21 protein-coding genes and 1 pseudogene are annotated in these 23,107 nt (G+C 68.6%); 5 read left to right on the forward strand and 17 right to left on the reverse strand.

Translation table 11 applies throughout. The annotated features are described in order from the left end of the window. Positions 1 to 127 precede the first annotated feature (127 nt). Both LDO13_RS14670 and LDO13_RS14675 read right to left on the reverse strand, forming a co-directional pair. Complete coding sequence (locus tag LDO13_RS14670) at positions 128 to 1,066, reverse strand: o-succinylbenzoate synthase (protein ID WP_263422174.1); 939 nt, start codon at positions 1,064 to 1,066, stop codon at positions 128 to 130. A 180-nt stretch (positions 1,067 to 1,246) separates the two neighbouring features. Further along, positions 1,247 to 2,587, reverse strand: a complete 1,341-nt coding sequence (locus LDO13_RS14675) for a glycoside hydrolase family 32 protein (protein ID WP_224047422.1) — start codon at positions 2,585 to 2,587, stop codon at positions 1,247 to 1,249. Between the two features lie 101 nt (positions 2,588 to 2,688). Here LDO13_RS14675 and LDO13_RS14680 point away from each other — a divergent pair, with 101 nt between their 5' ends. Together LDO13_RS14680 and LDO13_RS14685 are read left to right on the forward strand one after the other, a co-directional pair. Further along, positions 2,689 to 3,621 (forward strand): phosphatase PAP2 family protein, encoded by a 933-nt coding sequence (locus LDO13_RS14680; protein WP_224047423.1) that lies wholly within the window; start codon positions 2,689 to 2,691, stop codon positions 3,619 to 3,621. A 115-nt stretch (positions 3,622 to 3,736) separates the two neighbouring features. Next, complete coding sequence (locus LDO13_RS14685; RefSeq protein ID WP_224047424.1) at positions 3,737 to 4,945, forward strand: aminotransferase class I/II-fold pyridoxal phosphate-dependent enzyme; 1,209 nt, start codon at positions 3,737 to 3,739, stop codon at positions 4,943 to 4,945. A 32-nt stretch (positions 4,946 to 4,977) separates the two neighbouring features. On the opposite strand, the gene LDO13_RS14690 is transcribed toward LDO13_RS14685, so the two are convergent. Then, positions 4,978 to 5,592, reverse strand: a complete 615-nt coding sequence (locus LDO13_RS14690; RefSeq protein ID WP_224047425.1) for a TetR/AcrR family transcriptional regulator — start codon at positions 5,590 to 5,592, stop codon at positions 4,978 to 4,980. Positions 5,593 to 5,670: 78 nt separating this feature from the next. On the opposite strand from LDO13_RS14690, the pseudogene LDO13_RS18660 reads away from it, so the two are divergent. Beyond that, a pseudogene (locus LDO13_RS18660) lies at positions 5,671 to 6,246 on the forward strand (NAD(P)/FAD-dependent oxidoreductase); the annotation flags it as partial. A 492-nt stretch (positions 6,247 to 6,738) separates the two neighbouring features. Here the strand turns inward: LDO13_RS18660 and LDO13_RS14700 are convergent. The 7 genes from LDO13_RS14700 to pdhA all read right to left on the reverse strand — a co-directional run bounded on the left by LDO13_RS14700 (position 6,739) and on the right by pdhA (position 15,281). Next, positions 6,739 to 7,953 (reverse strand): MFS transporter, encoded by a 1,215-nt coding sequence (locus LDO13_RS14700; protein WP_224047426.1) that lies wholly within the window; start codon positions 7,951 to 7,953, stop codon positions 6,739 to 6,741. Between the two features lie 36 nt (positions 7,954 to 7,989). Beyond that, on the reverse strand, positions 7,990 to 8,724 hold the full coding sequence (locus LDO13_RS14705; protein WP_224047427.1) for a GAF and ANTAR domain-containing protein: 735 nt from the start codon (positions 8,722 to 8,724) through the stop codon (positions 7,990 to 7,992). A 68-nt stretch (positions 8,725 to 8,792) separates the two neighbouring features. Next, positions 8,793 to 10,247: a MinD/ParA family protein gene (locus tag LDO13_RS14710; protein ID WP_224047428.1), complete on the reverse strand. Its 1,455-nt coding sequence runs from the start codon at positions 10,245 to 10,247 to the stop codon at positions 8,793 to 8,795. Positions 10,248 to 10,367: 120 nt separating this feature from the next. Beyond that, complete coding sequence (locus tag LDO13_RS14715; RefSeq protein ID WP_224047429.1) at positions 10,368 to 11,183, reverse strand: MBL fold metallo-hydrolase; 816 nt, start codon at positions 11,181 to 11,183, stop codon at positions 10,368 to 10,370. 137 nt (positions 11,184 to 11,320) lie between these two features. Further along, on the reverse strand, positions 11,321 to 12,886 hold the full coding sequence (locus tag LDO13_RS14720; protein WP_224047430.1) for a dihydrolipoamide acetyltransferase family protein: 1,566 nt from the start codon (positions 12,884 to 12,886) through the stop codon (positions 11,321 to 11,323). A 2-nt stretch (positions 12,887 to 12,888) separates the two neighbouring features. Further along, entirely contained in the window at positions 12,889 to 14,001 is a 1,113-nt protein-coding gene (locus LDO13_RS14725) for an alpha-ketoacid dehydrogenase subunit beta (protein ID WP_224047431.1), read from the reverse strand. Then, positions 13,998 to 15,281: a pyruvate dehydrogenase (acetyl-transferring) E1 component subunit alpha gene (pdhA, locus tag LDO13_RS14730; protein ID WP_224047432.1), complete on the reverse strand. Its 1,284-nt coding sequence runs from the start codon at positions 15,279 to 15,281 to the stop codon at positions 13,998 to 14,000. The genes LDO13_RS14725 and pdhA overlap by 4 nt, the downstream gene beginning before the upstream one ends. 159 nt (positions 15,282 to 15,440) lie before the next feature. Here pdhA and LDO13_RS14735 point away from each other — a divergent pair, with 159 nt between their 5' ends. Next, a complete protein-coding gene (locus LDO13_RS14735) occupies positions 15,441 to 15,905 on the forward strand; it encodes an Lrp/AsnC family transcriptional regulator (protein ID WP_224047433.1) in 465 nt (154 codons plus the stop codon). 16 nt (positions 15,906 to 15,921) lie between these two features. On the opposite strand, the gene galU is transcribed toward LDO13_RS14735, so the two are convergent. The 7 genes from galU to paaA form a co-directional block, all read right to left on the reverse strand. Continuing rightward, positions 15,922 to 16,812: a UTP--glucose-1-phosphate uridylyltransferase GalU gene (gene galU / locus LDO13_RS14740; protein ID WP_224047434.1), complete on the reverse strand. Its 891-nt coding sequence runs from the start codon at positions 16,810 to 16,812 to the stop codon at positions 15,922 to 15,924. 98 nt (positions 16,813 to 16,910) lie between these two features. Next, on the reverse strand, positions 16,911 to 17,690 hold the full coding sequence (locus LDO13_RS14745) for an enoyl-CoA hydratase-related protein (protein WP_224047435.1): 780 nt from the start codon (positions 17,688 to 17,690) through the stop codon (positions 16,911 to 16,913). A gap of 39 nt (positions 17,691 to 17,729) precedes the next feature. After that, entirely contained in the window at positions 17,730 to 18,962 is a 1,233-nt protein-coding gene (gene paaE, locus LDO13_RS14750; RefSeq protein ID WP_224047436.1) for a 1,2-phenylacetyl-CoA epoxidase subunit PaaE, read from the reverse strand. Positions 18,963 to 18,977: 15 nt separating this feature from the next. Next, on the reverse strand, positions 18,978 to 19,547 hold the full coding sequence (gene paaD, locus LDO13_RS14755; protein ID WP_224049799.1) for a 1,2-phenylacetyl-CoA epoxidase subunit PaaD: 570 nt from the start codon (positions 19,545 to 19,547) through the stop codon (positions 18,978 to 18,980). Between the two features lie 11 nt (positions 19,548 to 19,558). Further along, the gene (gene paaC, locus LDO13_RS14760; RefSeq protein WP_224047437.1) at positions 19,559 to 20,497 is read right to left on the reverse strand and encodes a 1,2-phenylacetyl-CoA epoxidase subunit PaaC; all 939 of its coding nucleotides are present in this window, start codon (positions 20,495 to 20,497) and stop codon (positions 19,559 to 19,561) included. Continuing rightward, the gene (gene paaB / locus LDO13_RS14765) at positions 20,494 to 20,799 is read right to left on the reverse strand and encodes a 1,2-phenylacetyl-CoA epoxidase subunit PaaB (RefSeq protein WP_024367847.1); all 306 of its coding nucleotides are present in this window, start codon (positions 20,797 to 20,799) and stop codon (positions 20,494 to 20,496) included. Before paaB ends, paaC begins: the two co-directional genes overlap by 4 nt. After that, positions 20,796 to 21,824 carry a 1,2-phenylacetyl-CoA epoxidase subunit PaaA gene (paaA, locus tag LDO13_RS14770; protein ID WP_224047438.1) on the reverse strand — a complete coding sequence of 343 codons (1,029 nt, stop codon included), beginning with the start codon at positions 21,822 to 21,824 and terminating at the stop codon, positions 20,796 to 20,798. The genes paaB and paaA overlap by 4 nt, the downstream gene beginning before the upstream one ends. Positions 21,825 to 22,014: 190 nt before the next feature. Here paaA and LDO13_RS14775 point away from each other — a divergent pair, with 190 nt between their 5' ends. Continuing rightward, a complete protein-coding gene (locus tag LDO13_RS14775) occupies positions 22,015 to 23,097 on the forward strand; it encodes an LCP family protein (RefSeq protein ID WP_224047439.1) in 1,083 nt (360 codons plus the stop codon). Positions 23,098 to 23,107: the final 10 nt, after the last annotated feature.

Here is a 23,107-nt window from a genome sequence, read left to right on the forward strand (position 1 = left end):
AGACCTTCCACGGGGTGGTTGCGGGCCTCCCCACCATTCCAGCCGCGGCCTACGCGAAAGGGTCTTCCGGGTGAAGTCCGGGTGAACTCCCCGCCAGAAATGCGGGAGCGACCCAGTCAGGGGCCGTTCAGCGGGACGCGGCGGCCAGCACGGCGTGGACGCGGCGCAGACGGTCCAGCCACCAGTCCCGGCGCTCCGGGGCCGCGGCGTACCGGGACAGCAGCCCGGGGTCGACGGCAACGTGGCGGAGGCGGATGGCACCGTCGTCGGGCACCAGGGAATCCCGGGTCACGTCCGCGCCCAGCAGGGACACCGTGCCCAGCCCGCAGGCATAGGGCAGCTCGGGCAGGGCGGCGGCGAGCGCCAGGCCGGCCCGGATCCCCACGGACGTGTCCAGCGCGGAGCTTACGACGGCGGGGAGTCCGGCTTGCGCCACGATGTCGAGGGCGCGCCGCACTCCCCCCAACGGCGCCACCTTCACCACGATCAGGTCTGCGGCACCGGCGCGGGCCACCTTGAGCGGGTCGTCCTCCTTGCGCACGCTCTCGTCCGCGGCGATCAGCACCGGGACGCCGGCGGCCCGGAGGCGGCGGCGCACCTCCGCGAGGCCGGCGATGTCCGGTACCGGCTGTTCGGCGTATTCGAGCCCGACGTCGGCCAGACGGGTCAGTGCCGCGACGGCGGCCGGAACGTCCCAGCCGCCGTTTGCGTCGACCCGGATCGCGGCGTTGGGGAGTGCTTCGCGGACGGCGGCCACCCGCGCGGCATCGTCTTCGAGGGTCTGCCCGGGCTCGGCGACCTTGACCTTGACGGCGTCCACCCGGCCGAAGCGGGCCAGGATTTCCGGCACCCGGTCCGCGGCGTCGGCGGGGATCGTGGCGTTGACCGGGATGCTGCCCCGCAGCGGGGCCGGGAAGCCTTGCCACCCGGCCTCGACGGCGGCGGCGAGCCAGCGGGAGGCTTCGGCGTCGCCGTACTCCGGGAAGGGGCAGAACTCGCCCCACCCCAGCGGCCCGGGGAGGAGCAGGGCTTCGCGCTGGGTGATGCCCCGGAACTTCACACGCATCGGCAGGCTCACCACCCGGGCAGCGTCGAGCAGTTCCTCAAAGTCCGGGAACTGCAAGGCCGGAGCCGGGGCGTGGCCGCGCGGAACGTCCGGCGGCGGCGGAACCGAGTGGGTGGGCATGGCTTCACTGTACCGGCGGCCTGGCCCCGGACCGGCGGCAGGCCGGCCGCCGCCGGGGCGCTATGGACGAACCGGGTGCCGGAGCTCCCAGACGTCAGCCGCGGCGCCGTGCGGCAGTTCGAGCTGCCATTCCTCGCCGGGACCGGGGTAGGCGCGCAGGGTGGTGGGCACCGCGCCGTGCCGGTAGACCTCCACGATCGAGGCATCAACGAAGATCCGGAGCTCGTCGCCGCCGGCCACGGTGTCCGCGAACACGGTCCGCCGTTGCCCCTCCGCGGCAAGGACCAGCCGGATGGCGCCCTCTCCCCCGACCACCCGGACTTCTGCCCCGCGCGGCAGAGTCATGCTGCCCGCGGCACCGCGGTGAAGGCGGGCGCCGCGGTAGGCGCGGAGTTCGGGGGCAGGGTCGACGGCGAGGACCCCGCCGCGCACGGACAGTTGGCGCGGGAACGTCAGGATCCCGGCCCAGCCGGCGTCGTCCGTCTCCGCCTGGCTCCGCCCGGGCCGGTCCGCACGGTCCTCCACCTCACCGGACCAGCCCCAGAGCAGCGCCCGGTCCGGCAGCGGGAGAATCTGCGGGGCGTAGAACTCCCTCCCCAGGTCGGCCTTGCCGCCCGACGCCGGGGTGAACACCGGCAGTCCGGCGGCGGTCGCCGCCAGCGTGCCCAGGAGGTAGCCGACGCCGTTGGGGTGGTCGTGGTGGTCCGTCGCGAGCCACAGCGAGGCCATCAGGAGCCAGGTTTCCGCCCCCGACGAATCCGGGACGCGGACCAGCTGCGGGCACTCCCAGATCTCCGCGGGCAGATGCCTGGCAGCAAGCGGGTCCTCGGTGCTCAGCCAGATCCCCTCGTACCTCCACTGCCGGAGGTCCTCGACGCTGTAGAGCAGCACGGCCGCATGGCCCGAGGCCAGGCCGGCGCCCTGGAGCGCGAAGCGGCGGCCCCGGAAACTGAAGAGAAAGGGGTCGCGGACCGCGGTGACCTGCGGGTCAGGGGGAACGTCCGCGGCGATGTGCCCCTCTCGGGTCCAGGTGCGCAGGCCCTCGCCGCCCCGGGCAAGGACAACGCGCGAGTGGCCGCCGACGGCGTCGACGCCGGAATAGACGGCCATGGGGATGCCGCCGTCGTCGGTCACGACGCCCGACCAGCAGCCGAGCGCGTCCGGTCCACCGGGCTGGGGCCGGAGCGCCACCGGTTCCTCGTCCCAGTGGACCAGGTCCGGGGAACTCAGGTGCCCCCAGCAGATGCCCTGGTGCCGCGCCGATTCAGGGTTGTACTGGAAGAACACATGAAACCGCCCGTCCACGTGGCTCAGTCCGTTGGGATCGTTGATCCAGCCCTGCGCGGGCCTTGGATGGAACTGGGGAAAGGCCGGGTCCGGATGCTGCGCCGCGGTGTCCATGGCCAAACACTACCCGCGCCCCGGCCGCGGGCGCCTTCAGAAAGTTCGCAGAGTTCTGTGGGAACCTGATACGGATGAGTTTTCGGCAGGATCACACCAGCATGCAGCCGGCTTCGGAGCACCCGCAGCCGGTGTCCCAGCGTGCTCCGAGCTACGCTGCCGGCACGCCGGGACGGGGAACCGGGGTCCTGTTCCTGCTGGCCACCCTCGGCAGCATTGCCGCCCTCGCCGCCACCTACTACTTCTTTGTCCGCACCACCACGGGCCAGTTCATCGACGAGTCCGCCCTCGTGGAGGCGGTTGAAATCCATGGCGCCGCCGGCAAGGCCGCGAACGAACTCCTCGACTGGCTTCCCGCACTGTCCCTGCTGATCTCCGCAGTGGTGGTCCTCTTCGTGACGGTGCTGCGGCGGCGCTGGGCGGCGGCGGGGATCGCAGTCGCGGCCTGCGTGGGCGCCAACGTGGCCACCCAGATCCTGAAGGACATCGTTCCCGTCCGGCCCTACCGCGGGATCGAAACCCTTGAACTGAACTCGCTGCCCTCCGGGCACACCACCCTGGCCGCGTCGGCCGCCGCCGCGGTCTTCCTGATGGTGTCGCCGCGCTGGCGGCCGCTTGTCGGGTTCCTGGGCGGCAGCTTCGCCGTCGCCACCGGAGTCTCCACGCTGATCAACCAGTGGCACCGGCCCGCCGACGTCGTCGCGGCCTTCCTGGTGGTGGCCGTGTTTATGCTCCCGGCGGGCTGGCTGATCATCCGCAAGGGAGCGCGCTGGAACGTCTGGGACGGCTACGGACGCCACTGGGCCTCGGCGCGCCTGTGGCTTGCACTTCCCGCCCTGGCGGGGCTCGCCGCCGCCGCTGTTGCCGCCTTTTCCCTGCTGAGTGTCGCTGCCGGCACCGGCCTGGAGAACAGCACCACGCACTACTTCTGGGCGGGAACCGCGCTGATCGTGATCGCGGGATACCTAGCCACAGTCACCGGCGTGTGGCTGTTCGGGCACGCCGCACGACGGCGGCCGGCACCCCGCCGCTGAACGGCCGTTTACATCCGGCCCGCCGGGGGCCAGAATTAGTCCCGCCCAGCCACTGGCTCAGCAGCGTGTTGGCCCATCCGTCCACGGGCAAGCTGCCCCGACTCGAGGGACTGTCATGAACACTGATTCTCCGGTTTCACGGCGCGCCACCGCCCTCGCGTCCGTCCCGTCGCAACAGCGGATCAACACCTTCCTCCGCGACTCCGTCTACGCCCGGCGCCAGCACGAGCCGGGGATCTGCGACTTCGCCCTCGGCAACCCGCACGAGATGCCGCAATCGGCCTACGTCGAAGCCCTGGCCGACGCGCTGACGCCCCGGAACGAACGGTGGTTTGCCTACAAGACCAATGAGCCGGAAGCGCAGGCCGCCGCCGCGGCTTCCCTGCAGCGCCTCCTCGGGCTGCAGTTCGAGCCGGCGGACATCCATCTCACCACCGGAGGCTTCACCGCAATTCCGTTGGCGCTGAAGGCCGTCGCCGACCCCGGCGACGAGGTCATCTTCACCCTGCCGCCCTGGTTCTTCTACGAACCGCTCACGATTGAGGCCGGGCTGGTGCCGGTCAAGATCCGTTGCGACCCCGAGACGTTCGACATTGACCTGGCGGCGCTGGGGGCGGCCATCACGCCCCGCACCCGGGTGGTGATCGTCAACACCCCCAACAATCCGACCGGCCGGATCTACCCGCCCTCGCTCCTGAAGGACCTGGCGGACATGCTGGAAGGGGCCTCGCGCAGCAACGGGCGGCGGGTGTACCTGCTCTCCGACGAGCCCTACAACCGGATTGTCTACGACGGCGCCAGGTTCCACAGCCCCGCCGAATACTATCCGTACACGCTGCTGGCCTACTCCTACGGCAAAACGCATCTGGCGCCCGGGCAGCGGATCGGCTACCTGGCGCTGCCGCCCACCATGCCGGACCGCGGCCCGCTGCGCGAGGCGCTCACGGCCCTGCAGATGGCTATGGGCTGGATCTACCCGAATGCCCTGCTGCAGCATGCGCTGCCGCGGCTGGAACAGTTTTCGATCGACGTCGGGCAGCTGCAGCGAAAACGCGATCTGATGGTGGAGGCGCTGGCCGGCGCGGGGTATCAGGTATCGCGGCCGGAGGGCGCGTTCTACCTGTTCGTCCGCACCCCCGCCGACGACGACGAGCAGTTCACCGCTGCCCTCGCGGACCAGGACGTCTTCGTGCTGCCGGGCACCCTTTTCGAGACCCCCGGCTATTTCCGGATCTCACTCACCGCGTCGGAGGACATGATCCGGCGCGCCCTGCCGGTCTTTGCCGCCGCGATCCAGCACTCGGGCGGCACGCTGCCCAGGTAGCTGGCAGCTGCTGCCGCACGTTGATCGGCGGCTCAGGCGAGCGCAGCGCCCAGCGCCCTGGCGATCCATGCCCGGTAAGCCGGCAGGGTCCAGCCGGAGTCCTGCACCAGTGTCCGGTAGACCTGCGGGTGCCCCAGCGACCAGATGGCGGCGGCCCCCTCGGCGTCGGCCATCCCGGAACTCAGTCCGCCACGGGACCGGGCCGCCGCGGCGGCCTCCTCGTAGCGCCGGAGCCGCTGCTGCCCGCGCTCCTTCTCCAGCCGCGCCGCCGCCTCATCCACTGCCGCGGCCTGGGCGATCACGGTGTTGATTCCTGCCGTGCGCGGATGGACCTCGACAAACCAGTCCGCCAGCACGTCGATCAGAGCTTGAAAGTCGGCTGCCTGCCGCGTGCGCTCCCGCATGAATTCCAGCACACCCGCCTGCGGTCCCGGACCTGCCGCTGCGCTGTCCAGCACGGCCGAGAGCAGGGCCGCCTTGTTACCCACAGAGTTGTACACCGTCTGGACGGCCACGCCGCTCTCGGCGGCGATCCCGTCGATAGTGGTGCGGACGTACCCGTCGGCAGTGAACAGCCGGCCGGCCGCATCGACGATGGCGTCCCGGGTCCCGGCCGCCTGGATCGACCGCCGTGTCGTCTTTTCCATAAAAATTAGACTATCGCTCCAGTGACTAGAACGGTACTCTAGTGAAAAGAACAAGGTTCTCTCGGCAAGGAGCCGGCCATGAATCAGAACAGCCAGCAGCTTGATGCTGTGGTGATCGGCGCGGGCCAGGCAGGCCTGGCCGCGGGCTACCACCTTGCCCGAACGAAACTCCGGTTCGAGATCCTGGAGGGCGGCGCCCGGGTGGGAGGAACCTGGCGCCGCCGCTGGGATTCCCTGAGCCTGTTCACCCCGGCCCAGCACGACGGGCTCCCCGGGCTGCCCTTCCCGGCGGCGCGGAACACCTTCCCGGGCAAGGAGGAGTTCGCTGACTACCTCGAGGGCTACGCCGCCCGTTTCGGCCTTCCGGTGCGGACCGGGGTCCACGTGGAGGGCGTCCGGCGGGCGGGTGCGGGGTTCGACGTCGAAACCGCGGCCGGCACGGTACGGGCGCGTAATGTCATCGTGGCTACCGGCGCAAACGCGCTCCCCCGCATTCCGCGCGCTGCAGCCGGGCTGGACTCCTCCATCCACCAGCTCCACAGCTCGCAATACCGCGGCCCCGCTGACATTCCCGCGGGCGCCGTGCTGGTGGTGGGCGCCGGGACTTCGGGCTCGGAAATTGCCTTGGAGCTCTCGGGGAGCCATCGAGTGCTGCTCTCGGGCCGTCCGACCCCGCACATCCCCGACCCTCTGCTGCGCTACGCCGGCGGGGCCTATTGGCGTTTCATCCACTTCGTGCTGACGCTGGGCACACCGATCGGACGGAAGGTCGCGGCGGGCTTCCACCAGCGAGGCGCACCGTTGATCCGGATTTCCGTCAAGGACCTCGACCGCGCCGGAGTGGTCCGGGTGCCGCGGATGACCGGCGCCGGGGACGGCCAGCCCACCTTCGACGGCGGAGAGTCGGCCGTCGTGCGGACCGTCATCTGGGCAACTGGCTACGGCCCTGACCTGGACTGGATCGACGGGCTGGAACGGACGCCGTCGGGCTGGCCGCAGTCAGACAGGGGCGCCGTCCCGGCGATTCCGGGGCTGTACTTCGTCGGCATGCCCTTCCAGTACGCCCTCACCTCGGGCCTGATCGGCGGCGTGCACAGGGACGCGGCGTACGTGGTCCAGCAGCTCGCGAAGCGTCTGCCTGAACCCTCAGAAGTTGCGCCGGTGCTTCAGTCTGGGGATGGTGATGGCGAAGACCGCGGCCGCAGCGAAGCCAAGCACTCCGGTGGCAGCCACTCCGGCACCGAGAGAGGCGACGGCGGTCACGCCTGAGAGCAGCACCGGCCCGCCGGTGGACCCGGCGTCGGCCATGAACCGCCAGATGCCCAGGAACTGGCCGCGGCCGTTGTCGGGTGAGAAATCGGCTCCCAGCGTCATGTTCAGGCCCGAGCTGATGCCGTTGCCGAAGCCGATCAGGAGTGCCCCGAGCAGCAGCCCCGCGAACCCGGTGCTGAGCGGGATCAGCACCAGGGCCGTGCCCATGATGATCGTCGAAGGGATGGCCACCCACTGCCTGCCCTTGCGGTCCATCAGTTTGCCGGCCGGATAGAAGACCAGCATGTCAATGGCTCCGGACAGACCGTAGATCAGCGATGCCTGCGTCGCGTCCATCCCCAGGTGCTCGGCCCAGAGCGGAATCACGACCTGCCGGGACGCCCGCACCGCACTGAGCAGCAGCACCCCCATGCCCACGGTCAGGAAGACCCCCGCATGGGAGCCGGCGACGCTGCGCAGCGTCGCCTGCTGGAAGGCACCGCCGTCGTCCGCCGCGGGCTTGGCCACGAGGTCCGGGATGGTTACCGACAGGACGGCGGCCGCGGCCATGGCGACGACGCCCACCCAGTAGGCTCCGGTGATGCCGGAGAACTGCATCACCGCGGCGCCGATGAAGGGTCCGATGAAGATCCCGATCCGGTTGACACCGCCCAGCGTGGACAGCGCCCGGGCCCTGATGATGACCGGCACCGCCTCGGTCAGGTACTTCTGCCGGGCCAGGCTGAAGACGCTCGCTGCCATCCCGACAACCACCATGGCCGCGGCCAGCAGCCAGATCCCGTCGGGCAGCAGCGGGGAGAGTGCGGCGGCGGCCACGGCGACGGTGCTCGCGGCCGCGGCACCGACCATGGCCCAGCGTTCGCCGAACTTCAGCGTGATGAGTGAGGCCGGGAGGTTGAAGAACCACGAGCCGAGGCCAATGAGCGTGACGATCAATGCGGCGACGGCCACCGAGGCGCCGAGGTCGCGGGCGGACAGTGCCACCACGGGCAGGATGGCGCCTTCGCCGATGCTGAACAGCAGGGCCGGGCCGAAGGCGGGAACGGCGATGCTGCGGAGGCTGAAAGGCGCGTGGCTGGTGGTGGTCATCCCCTTCATCCTAGGCCCGGCGGCGCGCCGGGGCTGTCAGGCGTCGAAGTGCGTGCGGACTTCCTCCGCGTTGAGGTTCCGTAGGACCTCGGCCGCGACGTCGCGGAGCTTCTGGTTCCGGTTGCTGGAAACCCGCGTGAGGATGCCCATGGCCTCCTCCTGGGAGCAGCGGTTCTGCGCCATCACCACGCCGCAGGCCAGATCGATCGCGGTGCGGTGTTCCATGGCTGCCTGCAGATCCTCGGCGCGGGACTGCGCGGTGCCGATCCGGACCGCCAGGCGCAGGGAACGGCCCGCGAGGTCGGCAAAGCCGGAAGCGTCGGCAATGATGTCCTCGGTGAAAAGCCCGGTGTCGGAGCCGAAGAAGTTGAGGGCGGCGGCCGCGTCCTCGCCGATTTCCAGCGGCACGCCGAGGGTGCTGCGGACACCGTTCGCGGCGAGCTGCACCTGGTAGTCCGGCCAGCGCGGATCCGTATCGACGTCGGCGAGCAGGACGACGGACCCTGACCGCAGCGCTTCGAGGCACGGGCCGTCGCCGAGGCTTTGCTCGATGCGGTCCAGAATGACGGCACGGGGGCTGCTCCCCGCCACCGTCATGGTCTTCTTCCGGCGCTGCAGGGTCACACCGCATTCGATCTCGGCGCCGGCGGCGTGGCTCAGTGTGGCCGCGGAGAACTCAGCGAGGCGGCCGAGGAAGTCCTCGACGTTCTCTGTTCCCATCAGGAGGTCCTGCAGCTGCAGGGCAGCTTCGTCCCCGGCGTTGTAGGTCATCCCTAAAATGTAGGTCGGACCCCGGCCCGGCACAACTTCATCCCTGCGGCGCTACCAGTCCCTCGTGGTCAGACGTAGCCGTCCACGATCGCGGCGGCGATCTCGCGGTAGGCGCGCCGGGTTTCCGGGCGGAGCACGTCGAGGGTGACCAGGTCGCCGTCGGCCACGCCGCGGTCGTGCGGCACGGCGATCAGCTGGCGGCAGATGCCGGACAGGTGGTCTTCGATCGCGTCCTTGTCCACGCGTGAGGACACCTCATCCTTGTCGGTGATGACCACGACGGCGTTGCGGGCGAGTTCCTCGTAGCCATGGCTGGCCAGCCAGTGCAGGGTGCTGCGGGCGCGCTTGGCGCCGCTGACCGCATACCCCGCCGCGATGATCAGGTTGTCCGCGGACTGCAGGATGCCCTTCATGGCGTTGTGGGTGACACCGGTGCCGCAGTCGGTCAGGGCCACCGAGTAGTAGCCGGAGATGAGTTTGCGGATCCGCAGGTATTCCTCGGCGGTCAGTGAATCGGAGACCTCGGGATCCTGTTCACCGGCGATCAGGTGCAGGCGGCCGGCGTGGTGCATGTACCGGGCCAGTGCGGTGAGGGAATCGATGGATTCGATGTTCTTCAGCAGGTCCGAAATGGTGCGGGGAGTCTGCTGCTGGTAAATGCCCTCGCCGAGGGCACGCTCGACGAGGTCGCCGGAGTCCGGGTTCGCGTCAATGGCGCACGGCGGGTCACCGCGGAACTCAGCCAAAGTCAGCCCGACGCCGACCGTCGTGGAGGTCTTGCCGATGCCGCCCTTGAGGCTCAGGACGGCGGTGTTGTAGCTCCCCTGAAGCTGGCGGGAGATGCGCCGCGCCAGTTCGTCCTCTTCGCGCTGCCGGGCACTCGGGCCCAGGTTCAGTCCGCCGCCGGTCAGCGAGTAAAGCGCTCCGCGCACGCCCCCGACGGGTCGGGGTTTCTGCTCGCGGACGAACAGGCCAGGGGAGCTGATGAAATCGGGAGCCGGGGAGGACAGGGCCGCGGCCCGGCTGGCGGAGCGGGTGGCCCGGGCCGGCGGCGCCGGCACAGCGGGGGCGCCTTCGGGCGCCGCCGGTACTGCCGAGCGGCGGGTCAGGGCCGCAGCCGCTTCGAACGCGGGCGGCTCGGCCTCAAAGCCCTCGAACGCCTCTTCGTCGAACACCTGTTCGTCGAACGCCAGTCCGTCTGTGTCAGCCGCGGGGCCCGGGCCCTGGGCAGCCGACGCGGGCGGAGCCGCTGGCGGCTCCGGCGCGGCCGGGACCTGCCGGATCACGGGGACGGTACCAGTAGCGGCGTTTCGTTCGTCGGCTGCTTCGGCGGCCTCCGCCCAGGAGTTGCGGCGCAGCGGTCGCGCGGCCGGGTTGTCGACTGCGTCGGAGGTTGTGATCGGCATGGTTCCTGTCCGGGCGTCTGAGTCCTCGCCGCGGCGGCGGTCACGCCGTCGCCGGAGTTCGGGTTGTTCTGCCTCAGCGGCAGCGTTGGCTGTGTTGTTGTCCACCGGATCGGGCATATTGGTCCCCCCTGGGACTCACAGCGCAGGCGGCTGCGGTGCTCGTTTGATTTGGTCCAAACTGCAATTCTAGGGGCTTTCGCAAGCTCCCTTACCATCGACAGCCCGAAAGCCGCTCACTCACTGGTGCGCGCGGGTCTCCTGCAGGCGCCTGATGAACCAGCGGGACTGCTCCGGCCCGTAAGGCAGGATCGGGATGGCCTTGGTGGCGTCGTCCGGGGATTCCCTGGTCGCCTGGGTGGCCTGCCGCACAGCCGTGGTCATGGTGTTGGCCATCGTCTTGACGAACTGGTCGCTGCACGGTTCGCCGTGGCCGGGGACCAGGAATTCGTAGCGGTGCCGCAGCGCCGAGAGATGACGGAGGGCGTCGGCCCATTCCTCGGGATAGGAATCTTCGAAAGATGGGTGGGAGCCCTGCTCCACCAGGTCTCCGGCGTAGAGGGTGGTGCCCGTTCCCACGAGGAGGTCGCCGTCGGTGTGCCCGTGGCCGAGATAGAAGAAGGTGACGGTCTGGCCGCCGAGGTCCAGGAGGACCGGCTGGTCTTTCACGATCGCGTTCGGGACCACAATCTCGGTGTTGCTGCCTTCGCCGGCAGCCATTTCCGGCTCATCGGCGACGACGGCGCGGCGCTGGCTGTCGCCGTTCTCCTCGATCTCCGCGGCACAGTTCTCATGCGCCCAGAACTCAGTAACCCCCGCATCGGCGAACACCGCGTTGCCGAAGAAGTGGTCGTAGTGGGCGTGCGTGTTGACGACGACCAGCGGCAACTGCGTCTTTTCCCGGACTGCGTCCAGGATCTCGCGTCCCTGCCGGGGGCCGCTGCCGGTGTCGATGACCAGGGCACGTTCGGAGCCGACAACCAGGCCGGTGTTGAGCAGGGAACTGGGGGTGGTCAGGACGTAGTTGTCCGGGCCAACCTCGAGCCATCGTGACATTAAATCTCCGTATTCCGGCGGTGTTCCGGCGTCGTTGGTGCGATGTTCTGCCCTCGATTGTACCCACCGGAGCTGGCCGGAGGCTGGAAGCCGGCCCCGCGCGGGCGGTCTTTCCGCCCGCGCGGTGTGTGCCTGGTTTACAGGTCCGCGAGTACCGAACCGGGGTTCTCGATCGCGTCGGCCACGTAGCGCAGGAAACCGCCAGCGGTCCCCCCGTCGCAGACGCGGTGGTCGAACGTGAGCGTCAGCTCGGTCACCTTGCGCACGGCGAGTTCGCCGTTGACCACCCAGGGCTTGTCAATAATGCGCCCGACACCGAGGATCCCCACCTCGGGGTGGTTGATGATCGCCGCGGAACCGTCCACCCCGAAGACCCCGTAGTTGTTCAGCGTGAACGTGCCGCTGCCGAGCTCCGCCGGGGTCGCCTTGCCCTCGCGCACGACGGCGGTGAGCCGCCTGATCTCGGCGTCCAGTTCGCGGGCGCTGAGTTTATCCGCGTTGCGCACCGACGGCACCATCAGGCCGCGGTCGGTCTGGGCCGCGAAGCCAAGGTTGACGCCGTCGAAGGCCACAATCTCCTGGGAAGCCCCGCCGGTGGTGTCCTCGGTTGTCACGATCCGGGTGTTCAGCTCCGGGAACTTCTTCAGCCCGGCAGTGACAAACCGTGCGATGAACGCCAGCAGGCCCGGGGTGTGGTGCGGATCCGCTTTCTTCAGCGCGGCACGCATCTCCACGAGCGCGGTGGCGTCAACATCCACCCACACCGTGGCTTCCGGGATCTCGGAACGGCTGCGCGTCATGTTGGCCGCAACGGCCTTCCGCACCCCGCGGACCGCGGTCCGCCCTGTGATGCCCAGCCCGGTGCGGGCATCGGTGTCGCCGGCAGCCGCAACCGGAACCTCGGCCGGGGTTTCGACCGGCGCCGCGGCCGGACGCTCAGCCACCGAGGGCTTGATAACAGCCTCGACGTCGCGCCGCATAATCAGCCCGCTGGCCCCCGAACCCTGGAGTTCCCCCAAATCAACCCCATGGTCCCGCGCCATCCGCCGGACGAGCGGAGAAATAACAGCCCCCAACTTCCCAGGAACCCGCGTCCGCCTCAACACCAGGTCATCGGCAGCCTTTTCAGCAGCAGAAATCTCGACAACCGGCTCAGCCACAACAGTCCCCTTGCGAGCCCGCGTCCGCCGCGCAACCCCATGCCCGCCAGGAGTCCCATAACCGATCAGAACATTCCCCGATCCGGCTTTTTCTTCCTCGCGGTAAACCTCAGCGGCAACAGCAGCCGGCGAGGAACCCGCAGACCCAGCCGCCGCAGGCAATGCCGCCCCGGGAGTGGCATCGGGCCTGTCGGAGCCGGCAGCATCGTCCGAAGGACGAATGCTGTCCGGCGAAGGGGCGGGGGCGGCATCATCCGCGGCGGCGCCGCCACCGACGCCGGCGGCGGCAGCAGAAGCACCAACAGGAGTCACCGAGATCAGCGGCTTCCCGACGTCGAGCGTCTGGCCGGGCTCGCCGTGCAGCACGGCGACGGTGCCGGCGTACGGGGAGGGCACCTCCACCATGGACTTCGCGGTCTCAACCTCGGCGATCGGCTGGTCGACGCGGATTTCGTCACCCACGGCCACGAGCCAGTTGACGAGCTCGGCTTCGGTGAGCCCTTCGCCGAGGTCCGGGAGGAGGAATACTTTCGGTTCGCTCATGGTCAGTCTTCCCACTGGAGGTCGTCAACGGCGTCGAGGATGCGGTCCACGCCGGGCAGGTAATAGTGCTCAAGCTTGGGCGCCGGGTACGGCACGTCGAAGCCGGTGACCCGGCGGATCGGCGCGGCGAGGTGGTGGAAGCAGCGTTCCTGGACCCGGGCCACGATTTCGGAGGCCACGGAGGCGAAGCCGTGGGCCTCGGCGATGACCACGGCGCGGCCGGTCTTGCGGACCGAGGCGCAGACGGTCTCGTCGTCGAACGGGACGATCGAGCGGACGTCGATCACCTCGAGGGAGCGGCCCTCTTCGGCGGCCGCGGCGGCGGCGGCGAGCGCCGTCGGGACGGAAGGTCCGTAGGCGATCAGCGTGGCGTCGGTGCCGGGGCGGGCGACGGCGGCGCGGCCTTCCGAGGAGGTGCCCTGTTCGGTGTTCGCCACGTGTTCGGCGCGGAGGGCGTCCAGGTCCACCTGGTCCTTGGACCAGTACAGCTTCTTGGGCTCCATGAACATGACGGGATCGTCTGAATCGATGGCCTCGCGGAGCATCCGGTAGCCGTCGGCCACCGTCGCCGGGGTGAAGACCTTGAGGCCCGCGGTGTGGGCGTAGTAGGCCTCGGAGGAATCGCAGTGGTGCTCCACTCCGCCGATGCCGCCGGCGTAGGGGACCCGGATGACGATGGGGAGCTTCACAGTGCCCTTGGTGCGGTTGTGCATCTTGGCGACGTGGCTGACGATCTGCTCGAAGGCCGGGTAGGCAAAGGCGTCGAACTGCATCTCGATGACAGGGCGCATGCCGTTCATGGCCATGCCGACGGCCATGCCGACGATGCCGGATTCGGCCAGCGGGGTGTCGAAGCAGCGGCTCTTCCCGAAGGTTTTGGTGAGGCCGTCGGTGATGCGGAAGACGCCGCCGAGCATGCCGACGTCCTCGCCGAAGACCAGGACCGATTCGTCGGCGTGCATGGCGTCGGCCATGGCAGTGTTCAGGGCCTTCGCCAGGGTGATGGTCTGCGGGCCGGTTTGTTCGGCCACGCTGGCAGCCTTGGCTGCGGCCCGGGCGGTTGCGGCGCTGACATTGCCGTTGACCTCGGAGGACGTGGTGACGGTGGGGCTCATTTGCCGGACCCCTTTGCAGTGGATGCGGTTGCGGTGGATGCGGCGTCGCGGGCGAGTTCGTCGGCAAGCAAGGCGGACTGTTCCTTCAGCTGTGGGGTGGGGGTGGAGAAGACGTATTTGAAGAGGTCCTGCGGTTCCACCGGGACTTCCTCGCTGAGGCCTTCGCGGAGCTGGGTGGCAACGGCTTCCGCCTTTTCGGCGATCCCCGCGGCGCGCTCGTCGTCGAGCAGTCCGCGGTCCGTCAGGTAGGTCTCCATCCGGCTCAGCGGGTCCTTGGCCACCCATTCGGCAACTTCGCTGTCCTGGCGGTAGCGGGTGGCGTCGTCGGCGTTGGTGTGGGCCTGCATGCGGTAGGTGTGGGCCTCCACGAGCAGGGGGCCGGAGCCTTCCCGGGCGAGCCGTACGGCCCGGCCCAGCACGGCGAGGAGGGCGACGATGTCGTTGCCGTCCACGCGTTCGCCGGCCATGCCATAGCCCACGGCCTTGTGGGCGAGCGACGGCGCGACGGACTGGTGCGCGAGCGGCACGGAGATCGCGTACTGGTTGTTCTGGACGAAGAATACGACAGGCAGGTTGAACACCGCAGCGAAGTTCAGTGCCTCGTGGAAGTCGCCTTCGCTCGTGGCGCCGTCGCCGCACATGGCCAGGACGACGGTGTCCTCGCCGCGCAGCTTTGCGGCGTGGGCGACGCCGACGCCGTGCAGCAGCTGGGTGGTCAGCGGGGTGCACTGGATGCCGACCTTGTGCTTGGCCGGGTCATAGCCGCCGTGCCAGTCGCCGCGGAAGAGCGTCATGGTCTGGACCGGGTCGACGCCGCGGGCCATCACGGCCACGGAGTCGCGGTAGGTGGGGAACATCCAGTCACCGTCGGACAGGCAGAGGGCTGCTGCGACCTGGCAGGCCTCCTGCCCGTGGCTGGACGGGTAGACGGCCATCCGGCCCTGCCGGACCAGGGCGGAATTCTGGTCATTGACGCGGCGTCCGACGACGAGCTGCTCGTAGGCGGCCACCAGCTCATCGTCGCTGGGGAGGGCGTATTCGTGGCCGGGCTGCGTGCCCTGCTCGGTGTGCGGGTTCAGGGTGCCGTCCGGGCCCACCATCTGGATCTGGTGCCGCGCCGGCAGCATGTAATCCTCAACGGTGATGCCGAACTTGCGCACTGCCTCGCTTGCCGCGTTTTCCGGGGCGTCAGCCTGAACTGCGGCGCCGGGCGCAACGGCGCCCGGCGCCTGGCCTTCGGCTGCCGTTTGCTGCGCAGTGTGGTCTGCGGAGATCGTCATTGGTCCGTCCTTCTGTAGCCACTATTCTTTCCAAGTATGGCGCGGGACGATGTTTCGTATCCAGCTCCAGCGAAAATCGTGGAGAAGTCCAGAAAATTGGCCTATTCTGGAAGACAAATTGTTAGTGTGAGCTGGATTACCGGCAGAGGTTGTGGACAAATGGCAGAGGCCGAGGCAGAACCGGCGGCAGTGCCGCTCGATGATGTAGACCGGAACATCATTGCGGAACTGACCAGGGACGGCCGGATGTCCGTTACCCAGGTCGCGGAGAACGTCCACATCTCGCGCGCCCATGCCTACACGCGGATAGCCAGGCTGACCGGCGAGGGCGTTCTGACCAAGTTCACGGCGCTGGTGGATCCCATCAAGGCCGGCCTCAAGTCATCGGCCTACGTGACGCTGAAGGTCCGGCAGCATTCCTGGCGGGAGCTCCGGGAACTGCTGCGGGCCATCCCGGAGGTGCACCACATTGCGCTCGTGGGCGGGGACTTCGATGTGATCCTGCTGGTGCGCGCCGTGGACAACGTCGATCTGCGCCGGGTGATCTTCGACCAGCTGCAGTCCATGCCCGGGGTACTGGACACCCAGACGTTCCTGGTCTTTGAGGACCTGGACACGCGCTAGCCGCACCGAAGGCGCGCTAGCTGACGAAGGCCTTCATCCAGGCCTTGAGCTCCTCGCCGAACTCCACCCGTTCGGAGGCGATCGAGATGACGGCCTTGAGGTAGCTCAGCTTGTCGCCGGTGTCGTAGCGGCGGCCCTTGAAGACCACTCCGTACACGCCCCCGCCTTCGCAGCTGGAGACGGCCAGTGTCTGCAGGGCATCCGTGAGTTGTATTTCGCCGCCGCGGCCGGGCTTTGTTTCCTCCAGCACGTCGAAAACCGCCGGGTGGAGCACGTACCGGCCGATCACGGCCAGGTTCGAGGGGGCATCGGCGACCGACGGTTTTTCCACGAGCCGGTTGACGCGCACATGGCACTCCCCGTCGACGGCCGACACATCGGCACAGCCGTAGGCGCTGATCTCGGCGGGATCCACTTCGATCAGGGCAACCACCGAGCCGCCGGTCCGGGCCTGGACGTCGATCATGGTGCTCAGGAGCTCGTCGCGTTCGTCGATCAGGTCATCGCCGAGCAGGACGGCGAACGGCTCGGCGCCGACGTGCTGGCGGGCGCACAGGACGGCATGCCCCAGTCCCTTGGGGTCCCCTTGGCGCATGTAGTAGAGGGGCCCGAGTGCGGAGGCGTGCTGGACGGCTTCCAGTTTCTCGAGGTCGCCTTTGAGTTCCAGGGCACGTTCGAGGCTGGGCTCACGGTCAAAGTGGTCCTCGAGGGCCCGCTTCTGCCGGCCGGTGATCATCAACAGGTCGGTCAGGCCCGCGCGGACAGCTTCCTCGACAACGTATTGGATGGCCGGCTGGTCGACCACGGGCAGCATTTCCTTGGGCATCGCTTTGGTGGCCGGCAGGAAGCGTGTCCCGAGTCCCGCGGCCGGAATGACAGCCTTTGTTACTGCTTTCCCCGAAGTCATAACCGAACCTTACAAGCGCATTTTCCAAATGAGAATGGCTCCAACAAAAGACAAGTACCGAGACAACTTGGTCTCAGTACCCGCGTTTTCCGGCGCTGCTAGCCCTTGAAAACCGGCGTCCGCTTCTCCTGGAACGCCCGGAATCCTTCCGAGTAGTCCTCGGTCTTGCAGAGGCGCGCCTGCTCGGCGTTCTCCTCTTCCATGGACTCCCAGAGGCCCAGCCGCTGGTCCCGGATGTGCGCCACGAGATCCTTGCTCGCGGTGAACGCGCTTGTGGCGCCGGTGGCGGCCTTGGCCACGATCGCCCGGGTGTTCTCCAGCAGGTCGGCGGCGGGCATGGCCCGGCTGAACATCCCCTGGGCCACGGCATCCGCGCCGCTCATGAGCTCGGCGGTGTAGATCAGGTCCAGCGTGCGGTGCATGCCGAGCCGTTCGGTGAAGTACCAGTGCCCACCGGAATCGAGCGTGGCGCCGAGGTTCGCGAAGGGTGAACCGAATTTGGCGTTCTCCGCCACGTACACCACATCCGTGGCCAGCAGCAGCCCCAGCCCCACACCCAGGCAGGCTCCCTGGGCCGCCGCGAAGGTGGGGGCAGGGAAAGCTGTCATCTTCTTCAGCAGCGGCTGCAGGAGCCCGCCCAGATATCCCTGGACGTCATCCGTTTCCGGCGTGACACCGGCGATGTCCCGTCCCGCGCAGAAGGCGCGTCCCTCGCCCCTGAGCAGCAGCGCCCGCACCTCGCCGCGGTGGGCGGCGGCAGCGGCGTCGTCGTACGCCTTCGACAGGTCGCGGAGGGCCTGCTCGTCCAGCGAGTTCAGCTTGTAGGGGGCGTCGAGGACGATCTCGGCGACGCCGTCGGCGATGGAGAGGGAAATCATGGGGCTCCTCTGTGGAGTGGGGACCGGGCGGTGGACGGTTTAGACGTCGAAGTCGACGGTGACTTCCGGCGTTGTGGGGTGGGACTGGCAGGTCAGCACATAGCCCTTGTCCAGCTCGTCCTGCTCCAGGGCGTAGTTCTCGTCCATCGTGACGGCACCGGTGACCACCTTGGCGCGGCAGGTTCCGCAGACGCCGCCGGCACACGCGAACGGAACGTCGGGGCGGACGCGCAGCGCCGCGTTCAGGATCGATTCGCGGGCGTGCGTGGGGCTGGCAACCTCGCCCTGGAGTCCGTCCAGCTTGAAGGTGATCTTGTACGTGGCCTGGGACTCGTCCACGATCACCGGGCGGCCGGCGTTGCCCTCGGGGCGGTCCGGCTTGCCGGTGGTGAACAGTTCGAACCGGATGTGGTCCGGGTTGACGCCGCGCTCGGCCAGGGTGTCCCGGCACAGCTGGACGAGCTCGAACGGGCCGCACAGGAACCATTCGTCGACGTCGTCCGCGTGGATGGCGGTCCCCAGCAGGGCCTGCAGCTTCTCCGCGTCGATCCGGCCGCTGAGCAGCGGGGCGATCCGCTGTTCGCGGGAGAGCACGTGGTGCAGGGCGAGCCGGGCCGGGTACTTGTCCTTCAGGTCGGCCAGTTCCTCGAGGAACATCACGTCCATGGCGGCCTTGTTGGCGTACACCAGGTCGAAGCGGGTGTCCGGGTGTGCGGCGAGCAGGGTGCGGGCGATTGCGATCACCGGGGTGATGCCGGAACCGGCGGCAATCGCGACAAAGGACCCCGGCTCCCCGGCCAGTTCGCTCGCCATGTCCTCCGGGTGGTTCATGGAGTTCATCAGGTTCTGCTCTTTGCCGTCCCGGCCGTGCTTGGACACAAACGCGCCCATCGGGCTCATCACGTCCAGGACGTCGCCCGCTTTGAGTTCGGCGTTCGCCCAGGTGGAGAACAGCCCGCCCAGGTCCTTCTTGATCGCGACCCGGATCTCGCTGCTACCGTCCGCGAAGCTCCTCGGTTCGGCGCAGATCGAGTAGCTGCGGCGGATTTCCTTCGGCTCACCGGACTCATCCGGCAAGGTGGTGCGCAGCGCGACGTACTGGCCCGGGAGGTAATCGAACTGGCCGGCGAGTTCAGCCGGCACACCGAAGGTCACCTCGATCGCATCATCGGTGAGCCGGCGGACCTCGTCCACCGTCAGCGGGTGGAAGGACGCGCGACGGCGGCCGGTGGCCGCAGCCGTTTCGGCGGCGGTCTGGCGGACAACAGTCATGGGAGCACCTGTTCCTTACAAAACTTTGAAGTAGTCGAACGGTTCCTTGCAGTCCTGGCAGACGTAGAGCGCCTTGCAGGAGGTGGAACCGAAGCGGGTGAGTTCCTTGGTGTTCAGCGATGAACACTGCGGGCACTTGACGGCGAGGGACAGTCGGACCGGCCCGGCGTGCCTCATGGCGGCCGAGTGGCCGGACGGCGGGGCGATGCCGTATTCCTGCAGCTTGGCCTTGCCGGCCTCGCTCATCCAGTCCGTGGTCCACGCCGGGGAGAGCACCATCTCGACGTTGACGCTGGGGTAGCCTTCGCGGTTGAAGGCGGTCTTGAGGTCGTCGCGGATGGCATCCATGGCGGGGCAGCCGGAGTACGTCGGCGTGATGGTGATGTTGACGGTGGGGACCATCCCGCCGTCGCCCGCGTTTGGTTCCTTCGTGACCTGGACGTTGCGCAGGATTCCCAGGTCCTCGATGGTGAGGACCGGGATTTCCGGGTCGCAGACGGTAGCGGCGAGGTCCCAGGCCTTCTGCTCGGGCGTCCTCTGCTCCGCGGGGCGGCCGCCCGCGGCCGTGGGGTGGCTGACGTACATCTCCATGGTGGTTACCAGCTTGCTCCGGGGTACTCGCGGGCGAGCACCTGCATTTCGGCGAGGAGGTAGCCGAGGTGCTCGGAGTGCTGTCCCTTGCGTCCGCCGCCGGGGGCGGGCTGGACCTTGGGAACGTCCAGTTCCGCTGCGGCGAGGACCTCTCCGGTCAGGCGGTCGAAGTCGGCACGCAGGCTGGACGGCTCGACGGCGGCGCCGCTTGCGCTGAGGCGGGCGGTGAGTTCGTCGTCGCGGAACAGCTCGTCCACGTAGGGCCACACGACCTTGAAGGCGTGGATCATCCTCTCGCGGGACTCGTCGGTGCCCTGGGCGAGGCGCAGCACCCACTGGGCGCTGTGGTCGCGGTGGTAGTCCACTTCCTTGACGGCCTTGGCGGCGATGCCGGCCAGGGTGGCGTCGGTGGACTGCGCCAGCCGGCGGTACAGCTCGAACTGGTAGTAGCTGACCACGAACTGGCGCGCGATGGTGACGGCAAAGTCGCCGTTCGGGATTTCGAAGATCTCGACGGACCGGAATTCGTGCTCGCGGCGGAAGTAGGCGAGGTCGTCCTCGCTCCGGCCGTCCAGTCCCCCGGCGTAGCTGAGGAATGAGCGGGCGTGGCCCAGCTGGTCCAGGGCGATGTTGCCGAGGGCGATGTCCTCTTCGAGCTCCGGGGCGCGGGAGATCCAGTGGCCCAGGCGCTGTGCGAGGACCAGGGCGTCGTCGCCCAGGCGCAGGGCGAACTCGGCGACGTCCTCGTCCGGCTTCGCAGTGCCGCGGCTGACGGCGAGGGCGATGTCCTCCGGCCGGAGGGCGTTGCCGGGGGTGATGCGGGTGGCGCTGGCCGTGGCCTCGCCGGTGCCGCTTGCTCCCGCGACGCCGACGTTGAGGTCGCCGTGGCCGGCTGCTTCTTCCGCGGGTGCGGCGGTTTCGGTGGTGGCTTCCGGGGTGCTCACAGGTGCTTCACGCCCTCGCTCTTGGTGTAGTACGTCGCGTGCCGGTAGTCCTTGCCCTGGGGAGATTCGAAGAACGAACCCTTGGCATCGGGATCGCTCGAAGCGATGGCGTCCGCCGGGACAACCCAGATGGACACGCCCTCGTTGCGGCGGGTGTAGAGGTCGCGGGCGTTGCGCAGGGCCATGGCGGCGTCCGGCGCGTGCAGGGAGCCGGCGTGGACGTGGGAGAGGCCGCGGCTGGAGCGGACGAAGACTTCCCAGATGGGCCAGACGTTTCCTGCGTGCGGTTCGGGGGTGGTCATGCTGCGGATTCCTTCTCTGCTTGGCGTCGCTGCTTGTCGGCGTACGCTGCGGCTGCTTCGCGCACCCAGGCGCCATTGTTGTGTGCTTCGCGGCGCCGTTCCAGGCGCTGGGCGTTGCAGGGGCCGCGGCCGGCGAGGACCTCGTGGAATTCATCCCAGTCCAGGGGGCCGTGCTCCCATTTCTTGGTTTCTTCGTTGAAGCGGATGTCCTTGTCCGGGAGGGTGAGCTCCAGGACCTTGACCTGCTCCATCATCATTCCGACGAAACGGTTGCGCAGTTCGTCGTTGCTGAAACGCTTGATGTTCCAGGCCATGGACTGCTTGGAGTTGGGCGAGTCGTCATCCGGCGGACCGAACATCATCAGGGCCGGGGCGTACCAGCGGTTCACCGCGTCCTGCGCCATCTGCTTCTGCTCGGGCGTGCCGTGGGAGAGTTCCAGCAGGATCTCGAAGCCCTGGCGCTGGTGGAAGGACTCTTCCTTGCAGACCCGGACCATGGCCCGGCCGTAGGGGCCGAAGGAGGCGCGGCACAGCGGCACCTGGTTGGCGATGGCGGCGCCGTCGACCATCCAGCCGATGGCACCCATGTCCGCCCAGGTGCGGGCGGGGTAGTTGAAGATGGAGGAGTACTTGGCCTTGCCGTCCATCAGGTCCTGCATCATCTGATCGCGCGGCTGGCCGAGGGTTTCGGCGGCGGAGTACAGGTACAGTCCGTGGCCGGCCTCGTCCTGGACCTTGGCCATCAGGATGGCCTTGCGCTTGAGGCTCGGGGCGCGGGAGATCCAGTTGGCCTCCGGCTGCATGCCGATGATCTCCGAGTGCGCGTGCTGCGAGATCTGGCGCAGCAGGGTCTTGCGGTAGGCCGGAGGCATCCAGTCGCGGGGTTCAATCCGCGAGTCGTCCGCCATGACTTTGTCGAAGTAGGCCTGGCCTTCAGCGTCACGCCGGGCCACATCTTCGGCGCTCTGTTCGTGCCGCGCCCCTGTTGGTTCTCCGGGCACTGACTGCAGGGTCTGCGATGCCATGGTTGCTCCTATGCATTTCCGATAAATAATTACCGACCGTTCGTTCAGGATATGCGGAAGGCGGGAGATGCGTCAAGCACAACGGCGCTTCGCGGGAGTGCGCGACGGCGGCGGTCCGGCACGGCTGTCATCAATCCGTTTATTGTGGCGCCTGCCCCTGTTTGGCGCACCGCGGTGGTAACGTCCGGCCATGGGAATGTCGCCGGAACCAAAGGAAGCTGCCGCAGGCCCCGCCGCGGCGCCGGGCGGGATGAACCGCCGTCGCACAATTATCATCGCCATCGCCGCCGGGCTGGCGGTGATCGCCGTCGCCGTTGCGGCGCTCCTGCTGAACCAGCCGCGGACACAGCCCGTGGCCACCGTGGAGACTTCCGCCCCGGCGGAGACGACCCCCGCGCCCACCCCGACACCCACACCCACTCCGACGCCGACCCCGGATCCGCCGCCCACGGCACTGAACATCCTGCTGATCGGCAGCGACAGCCGCGTGAACGACCGGGCAATAGCGGCCTCCGGCGGAACCTCCGACCAGCGGGGGGACGCCCTGGTCTTCATCCATCTCCCGGCCGACCGCCAGAGCGTCTACGGCATCTCCATCATGCGTGACCTGTGGGTGGACGTCCCCGGCTACGGCGGGGCCAAGGTCAACGCCGGACTCGAACTGGGCGGTGTGCCGCTCATGACCCAGACCGTGGAGTCCTTGCTGGGCCAGAAGATCGACCACACCGTGATGGCGGACTTCCAGGGCTTCGCCGCCATGACGGATGCCCTCGGCGGGGTCGACGTCGACATCCCGCGGGCCTTTCAGGGCACGATCGATGACCACGTGTATTTTCCGGCGGGGGTGAACCGGCTTACCGGGCCGCAGGCGCTGTCCTTTGTCCGCGAGCGCAAGGCCTTCGGCGACGGCGATTACCAGCGGGTGCGGAACCAGCAGACCTTCCTCAAGGCCTTGATGGCCAAGATGGCGGCCGAAGGCGGGCTGTCGGACCGGAATACCGTGAAGCAGCTGGTGACGACCGTGCTCCCGCATGTCACGGTGGATCCGGGCCTCACAATGGAGACGCTGGAGCGCCTCGCCTTCAGCCTGCGCAGCACAGCCCCGGGCAACGCCGTGTTTTTCACGCTTCCCACTGCCGGCGTCGGGACCACCGCGAGCGGCCAGTCGGTCATCTGGCAGAACCCGGCCGCCACCGCCGCCGTTTCCGCGGCCCTGGCGTCCGGCACCCTGGCCGAGTACATCGCCGCGAACGGGCTGCAGAACGGGAACTGACCTTGCCCTG

Source organism: Arthrobacter sp. NicSoilB4, from assembly GCF_019977335.1.
GTDB lineage: Bacteria > Actinomycetota > Actinomycetes > Actinomycetales > Micrococcaceae > Arthrobacter.

Coding starts and splice junctions, on each gene's coding strand:
- LDO13_RS14670 (WP_263422174.1), bottom strand. CDS start 1,066: ATGCGTGTGAAGTTCCGGGGCATCACCCAGCGCGAAGCCCTGCTCCTC.
- LDO13_RS14675 (WP_224047422.1), bottom strand. CDS start 2,587: ATGGACACCGCGGCGCAGCATCCGGACCCGGCCTTTCCCCAGTTCCAT.
- LDO13_RS14680 (WP_224047423.1), top strand. CDS start 2,689: ATGCAGCCGGCTTCGGAGCACCCGCAGCCGGTGTCCCAGCGTGCTCCG.
- LDO13_RS14685 (WP_224047424.1), top strand. CDS start 3,737: ATGAACACTGATTCTCCGGTTTCACGGCGCGCCACCGCCCTCGCGTCC.
- LDO13_RS14690 (WP_224047425.1), bottom strand. CDS start 5,592: ATGGAAAAGACGACACGGCGGTCGATCCAGGCGGCCGGGACCCGGGAC.
- LDO13_RS14700 (WP_224047426.1), bottom strand. CDS start 7,953: ATGACCACCACCAGCCACGCGCCTTTCAGCCTCCGCAGCATCGCCGTT.
- LDO13_RS14705 (WP_224047427.1), bottom strand. CDS start 8,724: ATGACCTACAACGCCGGGGACGAAGCTGCCCTGCAGCTGCAGGACCTC.
- LDO13_RS14710 (WP_224047428.1), bottom strand. CDS start 10,247: ATGCCCGATCCGGTGGACAACAACACAGCCAACGCTGCCGCTGAGGCA.
- LDO13_RS14715 (WP_224047429.1), bottom strand. CDS start 11,183: ATGTCACGATGGCTCGAGGTTGGCCCGGACAACTACGTCCTGACCACC.
- LDO13_RS14720 (WP_224047430.1), bottom strand. CDS start 12,886: ATGAGCGAACCGAAAGTATTCCTCCTCCCGGACCTCGGCGAAGGGCTC.
- LDO13_RS14725 (WP_224047431.1), bottom strand. CDS start 14,001: ATGAGCCCCACCGTCACCACGTCCTCCGAGGTCAACGGCAATGTCAGC.
- pdhA (WP_224047432.1), bottom strand. CDS start 15,281: ATGACGATCTCCGCAGACCACACTGCGCAGCAAACGGCAGCCGAAGGC.
- LDO13_RS14735 (WP_224047433.1), top strand. CDS start 15,441: ATGGCAGAGGCCGAGGCAGAACCGGCGGCAGTGCCGCTCGATGATGTA.
- galU (WP_224047434.1), bottom strand. CDS start 16,812: ATGACTTCGGGGAAAGCAGTAACAAAGGCTGTCATTCCGGCCGCGGGA.
- LDO13_RS14745 (WP_224047435.1), bottom strand. CDS start 17,690: ATGATTTCCCTCTCCATCGCCGACGGCGTCGCCGAGATCGTCCTCGAC.
- paaE (WP_224047436.1), bottom strand. CDS start 18,962: ATGACTGTTGTCCGCCAGACCGCCGCCGAAACGGCTGCGGCCACCGGC.
- paaD (WP_224049799.1), bottom strand. CDS start 19,547: ATGTACGTCAGCCACCCCACGGCCGCGGGCGGCCGCCCCGCGGAGCAG.
- paaB (WP_024367847.1), bottom strand. CDS start 20,799: ATGACCACCCCCGAACCGCACGCAGGAAACGTCTGGCCCATCTGGGAA.
- paaA (WP_224047438.1), bottom strand. CDS start 21,824: ATGGCATCGCAGACCCTGCAGTCAGTGCCCGGAGAACCAACAGGGGCG.
- LDO13_RS14775 (WP_224047439.1), top strand. CDS start 22,015: ATGGGAATGTCGCCGGAACCAAAGGAAGCTGCCGCAGGCCCCGCCGCG.